We start from the raw sequence: 13,157 nt of genomic DNA on the forward strand, positions 1-13,157 counted from the left end.
AGCCCGCATATAGCGAGCTAAAAAATGAGATAAATTTAAAAAAAGTAAACGTTGTAGTCTTTCTTGACAGGTTCAGGGTTCATGCTCATCAGTGCTGTGGCATTCAATGAAGCGATCAGCGGGTCAATCTTGGCAACACCACTTTCCTGCTTACTGACCATAATGCCGTTGCCTTTCATCACAATTCTGGCATTGCCTGCCACCCAAGCCATCAATCCCAAACCTTGGTGCCAAAGTTCACGCCCTGCCAATTTTCGCTCTAAAGTCTGCAAATAACCTGCAAGCTTATAACCTTGATGAATGCCAATGATTTGCTCCTGAGGAATACCCACATCAAGCAAACCATCCAATAAGCCACCGAGCATTAGCGGATCTAGTCCAACTTTATCGAGCTTTCCACTGTCATAAACTTGCTTGGCAATTGTGGCTAACTTGCTAATGTCATCTCCGACATTTTCATAAACGGTCAGGCTTCCTTCTTTGACAAAATCAAGCAGCTTGGGCGCTTCTGATTTACGGCGCTCAAGTACAATCTGATGACACCAGGCATGATTGTAGAGCAGCCACTCCCGTGTCTCTTTATGCCGACCTAGAACAGCAAAGCCAAGTAAGTCATCCAAGCCGCCACCATCCCCACCAATTTCAAGCACATCTGATTGTTCAATGATGTCATCCAGTGAAAGCTTTCGTGCTTGTTGTAACCAAAACTCTGCGCCCGCCCAACGATTGGCACGTAGGTTCAGCCCAATTTCAATGTTTAAATGCTTGGCCAGAAAATCTCGAAGCGACTCCTCACCTGCATCTTTGACCTTATTGAACTCTGAAATCAGATATTCAAGATCAACCGATGCACCCAAATTTGGGTTTGTGATGTAGAAATTTTCAGGTTTTAAATGCTCACCATCTTCAATGAGCTGTTTTGGAAATTCATAGATCAGTGGTAGAAATGCCTTGTCCTCTTTAATGCCATCCCTGACATCACGGGCATAGTCCAAAAGCTGCTTGAATACCCCACATGGCATTTCATCTGACATGGTAGATAGATAAATCACACAGCCTTCAGGACGTGAAGCCAAACCACCTTTGGCTTCACGAAACATCGATTCAGCATTGGCACGTTTACCAAAAAGCCAAACCTCATCAATCAAAATGATGGAGGCTTTCTTACCTGCTGCCGCGTTGCTTTCTGCTGCGATGACTTTCAGCGTTGCACCCGTACCAAGATGAGTCACTGTCTTGGTATGTTCAGAGATATTAATCATTGCGCTGAGTTCTTCATCAGCGCGAATAAAGTCACGGATCGGGTTAAAGCTGTTGTCTGCAACTTCCTTGGTCGGTGCAAGGATGATCAACTCTGCTGAAAGCCGATCATTCAAAAGCAAAGCAACCAGCATCACACCTGCAGCAATCGTCGATTTGGTATTCTTCTTCGAAATCAAAAGAAAGAACTCACGAATCAAACGGCGTTTCGTATTTGGGTTATACGCTCCGAAAATTGCCCGTACAAAATCAATCACCCATGGCAATGTGACATCGCCCATCTTTGGGCTATCCATTACATCCACAAGAATCAGTTCTTTAAAAATCCTTTCTGCTACATCAGCCACTTCTGGAAAAAGTGGTTCACAAGGCATGAGTGACTTTTTAGCGACAATACGTTCCTCCCAGTCTGGGCAGGATGTTGTCCATTCTGGGAGCATTGCTGACATAAATTTAACTCATTAAAAAACCGCCTCGATGGGCGGCTCTTAAAGCGGTTTTAATTCGATATTTATTCTGGCTTGGTATTTGTAGTTGGTGGCATCTTCATCTAAGCACCACTCAACACTCAGCACCTCATATCGCTTGTCTTTAAATACACAACGACTCGCCACCTGTGGCACCTGAGTGAGAATGCGTCGTGCAAACTGATGTGGCTGACCATCAATATAGAAATTAATTGCAAATTTATCAGGGTGTAGCATTTTAATTACTCGACCTTAAATTATTTCTATTGAGAATCCCGTGTTTTTAAACTTGATGGTTTGATCTTTCTTTTCGGAGTAATCAACACCAACCCAAGCAGGCTGACTTTCTTGTTTTGCCTTGAACTCACCAAACAAAAACTGCTGTCTTCCTTGCGGTGTCATTGCAAAGTATTTGTCTGATAATTTACTTATCAAGTCTTCAGGATTAAACGGTATATCAAAAGGCATGATTAACTCCTCAACTGCGAGCCCAATGTTCCAAACTTCCCGCCCTGAGTGGCTTTCTTGGCTTCCTCTTCTTTAGTTTGTTTCTTGCCTTTTTCTGCAACTTTACCGTGCACATAAGGAAGTGCTGATTTTGCTGCATGCACTCTCAAACCCATTCCATTTTCCTTGTCATTCATAATGTCGATCAGAAACTGCAATGGGTCGTCTTTGGCATAATTATCCTCGAAAGGATTATCATCCTCACCGCTATCAGCAGGTTGAACCTTTGGTTTTTCAGAAGTTAACTTTTGCTTTTGAGAAGTTAACTTTTTAGCTGTTGAATATTGATCAATATAAGCAATTACTTCAGGAATTTTTGCCAGTTTTGAACCTTGTTGCATTGCGGATTTTTCACTATATCCTGCTGAAATTGCTGCATCTTTATTACTCATGCCATCAACAACAGCTTGAGCAAAAGCTTTCATTTTTGCTGTTAAAGCCATTGCGACTCCTTAACTCTAAAAGTTAACTTTTAGCTAAAAAAGGAAATTTTTTTATACGTGAGGTGGGGTGCGGTGTCCGTTGGTAAAATGCTTTGAAATTTTTACCTCCCCCCACCCGCTGAGATTTTATGCACCATTTTATTGCGTATTTTCATTAGAAAAGTTTTCTAGAAAATCATCTAATTCTATTGCACGTTCACGCAATGCCTCTCTTGCATCGATTGGTAAGCGTGTATCGAACTGCATACCACGCATGAAGTTAGCCACTGATTCAAGTTGCTCTAACAATTCTTCATTATTCACTGTCGACTCTCCTTACTGGTTTTCTTCTTATGGCAGTCAATGCACAACGACCAAAGATTGCTTGGGTCATCTGTTCCACCTTGCGCCGTGTTGATCTTGTGGTCACATTCCAATTGATGTGTGACTAGACCACAGAGTTGACAGGTATAACCATCACGTACATGGATGCTTTCTTTAAGTCTACGCCAAGGGCGACCACCACGACCATTGCCCCAGTTCTTCTTGGGTTCAGTCTGTTGACGGCGTATCTCAAGCCTTGGTCTGAGTGTCTGTAGTTTCATAAGGCAAACCCTTAGTCATCATCCAAGTTACGTGATTGTGGTTCATCCTCATCGCCAACGATCTCATCGAGCAGCATGCGGATCTGCGCTGTCTGGTCACTGTTGATTTGAATTAGTTGGTTATTCTGTTGAATCAGTTGATTGGTTTGTTCGGTCAGTTTGTTGTTCTGTTCTATCAACTGATTGTTCTGTTGAACTAACTGGCTGATCTGTTGAGCCAGTTGTAAGACGATTGATTGCAAGTTGCAGTCGTTGTTTACTGTAGTCATACATAGCCTTTAGTTTTTGACGGCGTTCTTCACAGCCTTTACAGGACATAGACACCTCGGAATAAAAAAGAAAAACCGCAGTAACTTTCTCAAGCAGTGCGGTCTTATATACCGTAATCCATTCGAAAAACTTACTCACAATACGTTAATACGAGTGAGTTCAATTTTTAGTTAACACCATAACTTAGCAGAAAATATCCTGAATGAGAGGTTAAATTAACTATTCCTATTCTTTATCGAAATCTCTGTAAGTTGTTACTTCTTTACTTTTTAAAAGAGTATCCCACTCTTTTAACAATAGAATCAATTCATCCTGATTTGTTGTCTCACCTGTAATTTTGTCAGGATACTCTTGATCCAAATCAAAAGTCGGCAAAATATTACTTACATAAGGTGAACCATCAAGCAGGTGCTTGATAGCCAAAGTCTCACCCTTATCCTCACACACAATTTCAAATTCACTTTCATTGATGAAGTTTAATTTATAGCTTGTTTTATTTTCAGATGACATAAATATCTCCTTAATTATTGGAAATAAATTTATACCATAAAATACAAAAAACCGATCATTTTAGCGAGCTTGAAATTAGGTAGCTGTATTCAACTTAAACCACTACGAATAAATGTGCCGCCATAGGTGCCCTGATATTACTTACACAAAAATATTTCTCAGGGCATGAAAAAAGCCCATTGTTGAATGAGCTTTTGACTTTGGTCTCGGTTTGAACCGTAATACGACCAGTATATAAAAACTATAGCTTAGTTAGCATTATTTTGCTAACTCTTTTTGCAAACGATCCGAAACATATAATGCACCCATTAATTTTCCTGCATCACATAATGGATGAAACCAGTAGCTACCTTTTACCTGATCGCCTGCTGTGAAACTTCCAGTCTTCAAATCTTCGCTAATAAATAACCTTCCATACGGGCTTCTCAAGTCAGCAGTTCGTGAAAGTCTTAACAATGCAAGATTCGTTTTAAAAGCATATTCTGCAAGAACCTCTCCTTCTTTCTTATTTAATTCATACACGGCGCGATAAATTTTGGATGTATTAAAATTCTGGGTGAGAATAGCATCAGCCAACACTTTCAAAAGATCATAAACATTTTTACTCATGTTTGGCTGTTTGTTCTTGTGCTGATAATAACCATCACCCAACCATTTTAAAGCCTCATCAAAACGGCTTAATGGTAATTCCTGATAACGAGGCACATCAAACACATTGTAAAATTCATGATACACAGATTGATATGTGCGTTTGTCACGTTGCGCCTTACGAAGCACAGCATCTTTTACTGCCTGTTGTTGTTCAGCCGTGATTGTATTTGGATGGGCTTCTGCAACTTTGGGCATAAAGTGATTGTAAAGCACGTCATAGCATTCAAGTTGATATTTGATGAGCGTGTCTTTAATTTCAGGCTTCACACGATTTACATCCACACTCATTAGCCATCCGTTGAGATAACCAATAGGTAAAGCAGCCATTTCACGATTTTTACCATCTTGGGCAACCGTGGTTATCATAACCATGGTTGAATTAAGCACATAATGACGTTTAATTTTTTGAGCCTGTGCAGCCCAATCTAAACCGATATTTTCACAAATAGGCCTCATTGCAACATAGGGTTTATTTTCATGAAAAAACACAGGTACATCTTGGTTGTTGAATTTTACGACTTGAGGTCTTAGTGCTAGACTAGTCATGTCTATATCTCCATAGATTTTAGACAAAGCCACTGTTTTAGATTGGTAGTCGGGACAGTGGCTTTTTTACACCTTAAATTATGTCCACTGGACATATTGAAAATATATATGTCCACTTGATACTATGTCAACATAATTTTTAAGGATGCTGTCATGGGTAAACATTTAGGTGTTGCTTATAATTTGCGTTTACCGCAAGAGCTTAAAGACAAAATTGCAGAATCAGCTAAAGAACTAAATCGATCTATGAATGCGGATATTGTGGCAAGATTGGAGGACAGTTTTGAAACAACCCACTTAGCAATAAAGCATGTAGAAACAGACATTTTGCTAGCTGTTCTAGCTGAAAAGCTAGCTAAAAATGATTGTGAAATTACAATATCTAAAAAAGCACCATAAGGTGCTTTTTATCTTAAATCCCAATCCCTTATTACACCTTTATCTCGACACTCTAAAAATGATTTTAAATAGAATTTTTCAGTAACTCTAAATTTATCAGATTTATCTGTATAGATAGGATAGCTATATGCTTGTATAACCATTTGGCGTTCTTTCATTTTTATATCTTCAGGCAAACTATCTTCATTTGCTGATTTATATTGAGAATCAAATGAAACTCCCTTTTGGTAACCATCCATAATAGCCTTCGCTAAGTCAGCCAGCGTGTCACATTTAAGATCCATTCTTTTTATCTGATATTTCTTATCAAGCATAGTGAGTAATTCTTCTTTTGTTGGTAATTCTGAATTAGCTAAAGCATTTTGAGTAGCTAAAATAGTTGACAAACATAAAATGCCTAAAATTATTTTTCTCATATATTCCCCCTATATTTAAGCAGAATATAAAGTATTGAATATAAAAAAACCACCCCAAGGTGGCTAATTCTAATAACTATCAGACTATCATGCTTCAAGTTCTTTATAAGTTGCACGGCGATATTTTTCTACTGCTTTAGATGCTTCATCAATTGCAGACTCAATCGCTAGAATCATGAGCTTTTCATAAGGTTTCCATGTTTGTCGATACACATTCACATCCATTTGATGGTTACGAATACCCGCATAATGCAAACGACCAGATGCAGTATAAAAATTCTCAAGCTCTGGATCTAAAGCAAAATCCAAAACCATTCGTGCAACCAACCAAGCCAAGTGATAAATTGCAATATGTTCTGGTTCCCGCTTCTTATCTTGTTCAGCACCAACCAACATGATTTTAGCCAAATGATTACGCACAAAGTCATAATCACTCTGTGATCGGCCCTCAAATACAATCAACGCTGTTACTGACTTGGCTAACTGAGATTCCATAGATGCAATAGCACCCAAACGATCTTCATAGTTCAATGGCTTTTCCCCTGTACCACGTACTTGTGGCTCAAAACTTGGTGAACTCGCTGTAATGCCATGAGTCAACCATTCAAAACTTTTAAACTTCTCAAACGCTATAGCACTCATTCATCACCCCTCAAATCTTCATCACACAAATATCAAGTAACCCACCTTTCACAACTGGTCGGGCATTCACTGTTAAGCTTTTCACCTGCGAATCATCTGCAATCAAACCGCATTTGGTTAAAGCATCGAGGCAAGGTTTTAAAATGTTGTCGATGTCGCGGATCTTGTTGTCTGGCATGTGGTAATTAATCTCAACCCGAACATGTCCACCGTAATTTAACGGTTGTACAAAGCGTTTTACCACTTCAACAAAATGAGTGGCGCGTTTGCTTAAACGCTTACATGCCTTTCCTGAGTCCAGCCAATAGTTGTTGATCGACGGCGGTATAATCTGAATACTGCAATTCAGCAACTCACCAGCGCTGCATTCATAAGTTTTACCTTTGACCAAATGTGATGGGAGTTTCGGTGCTGGGTCTTTGTTGACTGTCTTTTTATCGCTTTGTGGTTTATCGAATGCACGGCGATAGCTGCCCCATTTTGGATTATTCATGCTTAGTCACCCATGCTTCAGTTGTCTTGTGGTCGCAGAAAATGCACTCGAAAGAACGTTGCAAATCGCCGAATTGTGTTTTTTCAGTCATGATGTGGTCGCAGGCTTGTGGTTCTTGCACTTTAGGCTCGCTACCTTTGAGTGCTTTTAATGCTCGATAAACTGAATGGTCTTTTCCTAAATTTCTAACATTATTAAAATGTTTAATTGCTTCATCAATCCGAGCCTGCAACCCATCGCACTTATTTCGCTCAATATTTATGATGTTATGCAAAATTCGACTATCTTCGCTGACTTTTAATTGCAATTCATCAATCAGTTTCCGCTGCTCCTTAATAATTTCAGCTTGTTTATTGTTTCTTTCGGACATTGAACTAAGCTTCAATGCTTGCTCAATTGATTTTGTTTTGATGCTGTCAATCCGCTTTTGCTGTTCTTGCCAAGTGGCCCAAGCGATTTGCACCGCTAGGACTCGATAAACATCATTTTCAGAAGTAAAAAGCTGATCACCGTAAATAAACCGCATGTTTAAATAAAAAGGCTGTTGCTGAAACCATTGCTCAAATTTACTTTTCATACCCCCACATCCTCCAAATCAATCAACTTGTAGTCATAATGTTCAGCTAGACATATAAGCAGTTCCAAAGCGATGCGATCATCGATATTGATAATCAGGTCATTCACCTCAACTTTGAGTTGGTCGCTACCCCCTATTCTTTGAAGTGAGACTTTTAGATCACCATAGTTATCGTATTCAATTGAAACCTCACTGATTTCAGCTACCATATTTGTGCTCATAAAAACCCCAACGCATGATTAACGCCATAACTCGATGCCCCTGCGATAACGCAGAAGGCAATTAAAAGGATCATTGCTAAAAGAAATTGGTTAGGGGTCATAGTCGATGCCCCGCTTTGATTTCTTCGTCTGTGGCGTGGCAGATTTCTTCTATGAATAACGTCCAAAAATCTTTATCAGTACCATTACTACCAACAACAAAGTTATGTCCGTCATAAGTCTCTTTTAAAGTGTACAAGTCATTATCATTAGCCCGACCTGTGTAAAAAACCTTATCCCCAACTTCAAAAACCCCATGTTCACGTCGGTATTGGAGAAGCGCTTTTTCCAATTCATCAAGTCTTTCATACATGGATTCTCTTGGACTACCACCGCCCAGAAACTCTAAATTATTAAGATTAAAATCAAGCTCAATCGCCTTTAATTTAGCCTTTTCATACCCACCCAATTGTTCAATTAAATTCATGCTGCCACTCCTTTTCTCGCCCGAGCTTGTGCTACAGATGCACTCATAATCTGACGCATGACTTTCTGACCGTTGTTGTTCTTTGGCTTCTTAACTTTCGGCTTTGGTACAGCCTTTGGTTTTGGCTGTGAATACTTAGCCTTCTCAGCAAGTACAGTCGAAAAGTGTGGTTGAAATTGCAGATACTCATGCACTCGCATAAACCCACGATTCGCAATCAGTGAAACCGTAGTTGTATTGATTCTCGCAAGCGTTGCCATAAACTTCATTGCGCCAGTGAATGCCCGTGCCGCTTCCACAAATTCCTGATACTGCTCGTCTGTTGCCATTGCAGGTTTTTCACGTACGATGATGATTTCCTTAGGTCGATTTAATCTCGGAAACTTCTGCTCAAGCACTAAATCAAGCTCAGCTTTCAAGCAGTGAGGTTCATCATTGCGATAAGCGTTAAGTACAGACTTAACGATGCAAAGCTCATACGGTGGACGGCGTTTGATTTCAGCAAGTGTTTTAAGCGCTTCTTTGATTTGTTCTGAAATGTAGATCATGCCTTAACCCCATTTTTCACTTGTTTAAACGCATCCTGAACAGACACACCACGGGCAACCAAAGTTTGAAACTCAGTCACAGGCTTATGGTTTGGTTTATGAACAGTGTTGTTATGCAGCTTATTCACTGGAATAGTTTTAAGCCCAAGCTCTTTCTGTGCTTGAGAACGAGCCTCTTTAGCTGATAGCCCTTGTGACATCAACTCAGACTGACGAGAAACAACACGTTTTTGATGATCAGAGAGTCCTTCAATCGCACGGTTACGATTTTCTGGTGAAGTGCATGAAAGCAGATTTTTAGATTTATCTAATGCCTTGTTCTCCCAAAACTCTTGAACTGCCCCTAATTCTTTTAGATCACTCACAGTACGAGCATAAATTTCACGAAATGCAAAACCTGCACTTTTTAACCCTTCGGTTTGAATGATGTGCTGGACTTGATCCAAAGCTTGTTTTGCAGCACATGTGATTTGAGCCTTACGATCGTTGGTGAATGTAAGTGCCATTGCCCACGCTTCGTTTGCGCCAAACCATTCACTACCACACCAGCTACGGAACTCGCTCAACTTGGGACAGCGTTTTTCAGTGTTTAAGCGATCAATGCCACGGCGTAAGTCCTGCGTTTTCAATCCGCTTAAAACTGCACACGTAAGATTTAAAAGCTCTTGGTTACCCATGTGTTGATGCATTGCATGAAATTCAGCACCGAAAAGCTTTTCCATGTGCTCTAAAATTTGCTCAGCAATTTGAACAGGAAAATTCACAGCTAAAATATCTTTAAATTCTTGTTCTTCGTTAAAAACCTGAATATTACTCATTGGCACTCTCCCACGATGTCACGCATCACTGGCGCTTGCTGTGTATTACCAAAACGGCGTTGGAATGGCTGTGCAGTTTGCTGTTGCTGCGCAGTACGGTTTTGCTCATTGAAATACCACTCAGCTTCAAACGCTGCCCACGGCTTTTGGCGGTTCAAGCAATACTCGATGCCTTGAGCAAAAGTCAGCTTTGCTTTTTCGATTTGTTTCACAAGAAGCGTAAAAGCTCGTTCAGTGCTAACACCGCCTTTCGCCTTACGAACCTGCATGAACTCAGTTGCTGTTTTTTCAGATACGCCGTTTTCAATGATTGCCGCTTTGAAATCAAATTTCGTTGCTTGAGGTTTCTCAGAACCATCCACTGTTGATCGACTTTTTTTATATATTTTTTTATTCTCTGAAGTAATCTCTGAAGTAATCTTGTGTATAACGGATTGATGATTTGACGACCCCGAATTAAGGTTTTGCTTATCCCCGAACGCTAAATCTTCATTTCGGGAAATCGGGTTTTGCATTTCGCCAATTTGGTCTTTAATTACATGGGTTTGATACCAAGCATCGAATACAGGAATATCTAATTTATAAAAAATTTTATGTTCTAAGCGTTTTTCTGTTTCAATCAAAATCCCAAGTTCACGTAGTAATTTACGTGCTGTACGCTGTTGGCTGTACGTTAAACCTGTTTCCGCTGTCCATTCCTCAGCCGTCTTATAAACGCCAAGGTTGTTCTCCGTCTTGTCATTCCAATAGATCAATTGGGACAACATGATGCCAGCAAGTGGATTACCTAATGCAAGACCAACGGCAGGATAGTAAGCAACTGCACGACCAAGCCCTTTTAATGTTGAATAATGACTCATTGCTTCAATCCTGCTTTTTTGATCATTGCTGTTAAACGTGTTAAGCCTTTCGCTGTGACACGTGCCTGTGTGTAAACGTGGTCGCCTTCTTCATACGAAATGACCTGAGTCACCTTGTTGACCATCAAGCCTTTTTCAATCGCCGTGGAATACGCGCATAAACGGCGATGCTTGCTGTTTTCTCGATATACCCAGCGTTTATCTAAGATGAACTGAACAAGTGTCTTTTCAGGCACACCAATGGTTTTAGCGGTTTCGCGGATCGTGAATGTGCTTGTTGTATCTGCAATTGCATCTACCACCTGCGCCTTAGGCTCAAGCAAAGCAACTTGCTCTTTCAGCGCTTGGTTTTCTTCTTCTGCAGCAAGTGCTAACTGGAGAATTTCACGGCGTGACAATTCACGTGGCTGCCCTGCTTCCAACGCTTTAAGTTTTTGCATTACATGACGGCGAACTGATTTTGATTCGCGCATGCCAATCAACATGCATTGCTCAAGCGTTAGCTCGAAAATTACCGACTCTGTATTGTTTGAATTTTGAACTACATTTTTTGTGTAGTTCTCCCCATCCAGTTCATCTTCAATTTTTGCATTGAAACTGTTCAAGCGAAGAAGAGGTTCACCCATGCCCTGACGAACTTGATTAATAACTTCAAGTAGGTCTTTGCTCGACATGGTTCTATTTTGTGGTAACATGATCATGTTCATTTGATTTCCTTTTTGGTTATCAACGTTAAAAGCCTGATCTTGCACATCAGGCTTTTTCTGTTTGGAGTCTTGATAAATAGACTTCTGCCTCTTTCTTCACCGCATTCTCAAACGCAGCAAGATCACTTTTGATGGATGCGATAATTTGTAGCGTATCTTCTAGTTCTGACGGCGTAATCACCCCATCTTCTAAAATATCGTGGACATGTTTGTTGATTTGACCATTCCAGATATTCACGTGTAGCAGCGATTCAAGAACACTGATTTGATGATCTTTTTCCTCAGCTTGGTGAGCAGGTACAAGCATGTAACCTAATTTGTGCGCCCACACTTTTACTAATGCTGGGTTTTGGGTGTAGGTCAGCATTGCTTCAACTTTTTTGAGACTCGGCAAATGCTGATCCATATTTGGGTTGGCATAGTTCAAAACGGTTTTGTGTGAATCGCCCAACATGTCAGCAATGTTTTTTGGCTCAATGCCTGGTGACTGGTGCACCATTTTGTGAAGCGCTGTTCGTGCTTCTTTGCTTAGTTTTATGTCTTGCATATGTGAATTCCTGTTTTTATTCACGTTTACGGGTGAATGTCTTTTTGTGAGAATGAATTAACAGATAGCTACTTGGTCTTAATTGATCGCAAATATGCCCAATTGATATCTGGGCGAAGCTGTTCAACGAGAACTTGATTGTTCGTGAATGCCTGAATTTGCTCACAACGCTCAGCAGGGATTTTTGAGGTGTTCCATTTACTTAAGGCCCAAGGAGTAATACCAATGCCACGCGCCAATGCTGCTGGCGATCCTGCGATAGAAATCGCTTTCTCAAATGCTTCTACTGGGGATGTCATAATTATGCACAATTCACTACTAAAAGTAGAAGACAATATACTACCAAAAATAGAATTGGTGCAACTAAAAATAAAAGATAAAATTCTACCTTGCGTAGAAAATGGAAAGCCTAAAATGTCTGAACCGAAATACCTTGATTTTTCGTTAAGGCTAAAAGAATTAATGGAACAAGATGGCTCTAGCATCAAAACTGTTAATCAACTGAAAGATGCTATAGGCGTAACCTATGAAATGGCTCGTAGATACACGCTTGGCCAAGCCAAACCAAGAGAAGAAAAATTAAAAACTCTAGCCGATGCGTTAAATACAGATATTAGCTATTTAGATCATGGTATTAGTCTTGATAATAATGTTGATATAAATAAAAAAATTGCTTTGGAAGGTCGTCCAGTTCCTGTTATTTCTTGGGTAGCTGCAGGCTCATTTGGACCAATTGAAACAGTACTAAAAGATGCTGAAATTGATGAACACCTTCCACCTAACAAAGACTGTGGGAAAAATGGTTATGGACTTATTGTGACTGGTTATTCCATGTCTCCAAAGTTTGAACCTGAAGATCGAATTTATGTTAATCCTGACATTCAAACCTTTGACCTAAAAACCAATGATCTAGTGATTGTTGCTTGTGCTGGAGATACAGAGGCAACTTTTAAAAAGCTCATCATTGAAGGTAGTGAGAAGTACCTTGAGCCACTAAACCCCAATTGGCCAGATAAAATTATTAAGCTAACTGAAGGCTGTCGTTTAGTTGGTAAAGTTGTTGGTTTATATAGGAAAATATAGAAATGAATAATTTTGAATTACCAATCAATAAGATTATTGAAAAGATTAATAACGCATCTGATGCAGGTACGGAGCTAACACTAACACCGCAAGAGGTTAAAGAGCTCTCTAAAGAAATTGGCGATATGGTTATGATTCCAGT

At 40.0% G+C, this 13,157-nt stretch carries 23 protein-coding genes; 2 read left to right on the top strand and 21 right to left on the bottom strand.

The features are described from left to right. Positions 1-35: 35 nt before the first annotated feature. The 9 genes from GBN19_RS03385 to GBN19_RS03425 all read right to left on the bottom strand — a co-directional run bounded on the left by GBN19_RS03385 (position 36) and on the right by GBN19_RS03425 (position 5,238). Positions 36-1,709, bottom strand: coding sequence for a terminase large subunit (locus tag GBN19_RS03385; protein WP_151777167.1), 1,674 nt, complete (start codon positions 1,707-1,709; stop codon positions 36-38). 39 nt (positions 1,710-1,748) lie between these two features. Then, the gene (locus tag GBN19_RS03390; RefSeq protein WP_151777168.1) at positions 1,749-1,964 is read right to left on the bottom strand and encodes a hypothetical protein; all 216 of its coding nucleotides are present in this window, start codon (positions 1,962-1,964) and stop codon (positions 1,749-1,751) included. A 15-nt stretch (positions 1,965-1,979) separates the two neighbouring features. Then, positions 1,980-2,195: a hypothetical protein gene (locus GBN19_RS03395; RefSeq protein ID WP_151777169.1), complete on the bottom strand. Its 216-nt coding sequence runs from the start codon at positions 2,193-2,195 to the stop codon at positions 1,980-1,982. 2 nt (positions 2,196-2,197) lie between these two features. Next, positions 2,198-2,677 carry a terminase small subunit gene (locus GBN19_RS03400; RefSeq protein WP_151777170.1) on the bottom strand — a complete coding sequence of 160 codons (480 nt, stop codon included), beginning with the start codon at positions 2,675-2,677 and terminating at the stop codon, positions 2,198-2,200. Between the two features lie 138 nt (positions 2,678-2,815). Then, complete coding sequence (locus tag GBN19_RS15720) at positions 2,816-2,980, bottom strand: hypothetical protein (RefSeq protein ID WP_171494428.1); 165 nt, start codon at positions 2,978-2,980, stop codon at positions 2,816-2,818. Then, entirely contained in the window at positions 2,977-3,261 is a 285-nt protein-coding gene (locus GBN19_RS03405; protein ID WP_151777171.1) for an HNH endonuclease, read from the bottom strand. Before GBN19_RS03405 ends, GBN19_RS15720 begins: the two co-directional genes overlap by 4 nt. 11 nt (positions 3,262-3,272) lie before the next feature. After that, positions 3,273-3,530 (bottom strand): hypothetical protein, encoded by a 258-nt coding sequence (locus tag GBN19_RS03410; RefSeq protein ID WP_228271202.1) that lies wholly within the window; start codon positions 3,528-3,530, stop codon positions 3,273-3,275. A gap of 226 nt (positions 3,531-3,756) precedes the next feature. Next, positions 3,757-4,041 carry a hypothetical protein gene (locus GBN19_RS03420; RefSeq protein ID WP_151777173.1) on the bottom strand — a complete coding sequence of 95 codons (285 nt, stop codon included), beginning with the start codon at positions 4,039-4,041 and terminating at the stop codon, positions 3,757-3,759. Positions 4,042-4,299: 258 nt separating this feature from the next. Beyond that, positions 4,300-5,238, bottom strand: coding sequence for a phage antirepressor N-terminal domain-containing protein (locus tag GBN19_RS03425; RefSeq protein WP_151777174.1), 939 nt, complete (start codon positions 5,236-5,238; stop codon positions 4,300-4,302). Between the two features lie 153 nt (positions 5,239-5,391). On the opposite strand from GBN19_RS03425, the gene GBN19_RS03430 reads away from it, so the two are divergent. Continuing rightward, the gene (locus GBN19_RS03430; RefSeq protein WP_151777175.1) at positions 5,392-5,637 is read left to right on the top strand and encodes an Arc family DNA-binding protein; all 246 of its coding nucleotides are present in this window, start codon (positions 5,392-5,394) and stop codon (positions 5,635-5,637) included. An 8-nt stretch (positions 5,638-5,645) separates the two neighbouring features. Here GBN19_RS03430 and GBN19_RS03435 read toward each other — a convergent pair whose 3' ends face one another. From GBN19_RS03435 to GBN19_RS03490, 12 genes are all read right to left on the bottom strand, one after another. After that, entirely contained in the window at positions 5,646-6,053 is a 408-nt protein-coding gene (locus tag GBN19_RS03435; RefSeq protein WP_151777176.1) for a hypothetical protein, read from the bottom strand. A gap of 87 nt (positions 6,054-6,140) precedes the next feature. Then, complete coding sequence (locus GBN19_RS03440; RefSeq protein WP_151777177.1) at positions 6,141-6,695, bottom strand: hypothetical protein; 555 nt, start codon at positions 6,693-6,695, stop codon at positions 6,141-6,143. Positions 6,696-6,705: 10 nt separating this feature from the next. Beyond that, complete coding sequence (locus tag GBN19_RS03445; RefSeq protein ID WP_151777178.1) at positions 6,706-7,188, bottom strand: RusA family crossover junction endodeoxyribonuclease; 483 nt, start codon at positions 7,186-7,188, stop codon at positions 6,706-6,708. Next, positions 7,181-7,765, bottom strand: coding sequence for a hypothetical protein (locus GBN19_RS03450; protein ID WP_151777179.1), 585 nt, complete (start codon positions 7,763-7,765; stop codon positions 7,181-7,183). The genes GBN19_RS03445 and GBN19_RS03450 overlap by 8 nt, the downstream gene beginning before the upstream one ends. Next, on the bottom strand, positions 7,762-7,986 hold the full coding sequence (locus tag GBN19_RS03455) for a hypothetical protein (RefSeq protein ID WP_151777180.1): 225 nt from the start codon (positions 7,984-7,986) through the stop codon (positions 7,762-7,764). Before GBN19_RS03455 ends, GBN19_RS03450 begins: the two co-directional genes overlap by 4 nt. 97 nt (positions 7,987-8,083) lie before the next feature. Continuing rightward, entirely contained in the window at positions 8,084-8,452 is a 369-nt protein-coding gene (locus GBN19_RS03460; protein ID WP_151777181.1) for a hypothetical protein, read from the bottom strand. Next, positions 8,449-9,000, bottom strand: a complete 552-nt coding sequence (locus tag GBN19_RS03465; RefSeq protein ID WP_151777182.1) for a hypothetical protein — start codon at positions 8,998-9,000, stop codon at positions 8,449-8,451. Before GBN19_RS03465 ends, GBN19_RS03460 begins: the two co-directional genes overlap by 4 nt. Beyond that, a complete protein-coding gene (locus GBN19_RS03470) occupies positions 8,997-9,818 on the bottom strand; it encodes a hypothetical protein (RefSeq protein ID WP_151777183.1) in 822 nt (273 codons plus the stop codon). The genes GBN19_RS03465 and GBN19_RS03470 overlap by 4 nt, the downstream gene beginning before the upstream one ends. Continuing rightward, the gene (locus GBN19_RS03475) at positions 9,815-10,678 is read right to left on the bottom strand and encodes a hypothetical protein (protein ID WP_151777184.1); all 864 of its coding nucleotides are present in this window, start codon (positions 10,676-10,678) and stop codon (positions 9,815-9,817) included. Before GBN19_RS03475 ends, GBN19_RS03470 begins: the two co-directional genes overlap by 4 nt. Then, on the bottom strand, positions 10,675-11,385 hold the full coding sequence (locus tag GBN19_RS03480; protein WP_151777185.1) for a phage antirepressor KilAC domain-containing protein: 711 nt from the start codon (positions 11,383-11,385) through the stop codon (positions 10,675-10,677). The genes GBN19_RS03475 and GBN19_RS03480 overlap by 4 nt, the downstream gene beginning before the upstream one ends. A gap of 46 nt (positions 11,386-11,431) precedes the next feature. Continuing rightward, a complete protein-coding gene (locus tag GBN19_RS03485; protein WP_151777186.1) occupies positions 11,432-11,932 on the bottom strand; it encodes a phage regulatory CII family protein in 501 nt (166 codons plus the stop codon). Positions 11,933-12,000: 68 nt separating this feature from the next. Further along, complete coding sequence (locus tag GBN19_RS03490) at positions 12,001-12,231, bottom strand: transcriptional regulator (protein WP_151777187.1); 231 nt, start codon at positions 12,229-12,231, stop codon at positions 12,001-12,003. Positions 12,232-12,235: 4 nt separating this feature from the next. Between GBN19_RS03490 and GBN19_RS03495 the strand changes: the two genes are divergently transcribed. Further along, complete coding sequence (locus tag GBN19_RS03495) at positions 12,236-13,015, top strand: LexA family protein (RefSeq protein WP_375707847.1); 780 nt, start codon at positions 12,236-12,238, stop codon at positions 13,013-13,015. Positions 13,016-13,157 lie beyond the last annotated feature (142 nt).

The sequence above is a fragment of the Acinetobacter brisouii genome (genome assembly GCF_008993995.1).
Lineage (GTDB): Bacteria > Pseudomonadota > Gammaproteobacteria > Pseudomonadales > Moraxellaceae > Acinetobacter > Acinetobacter brisouii_A.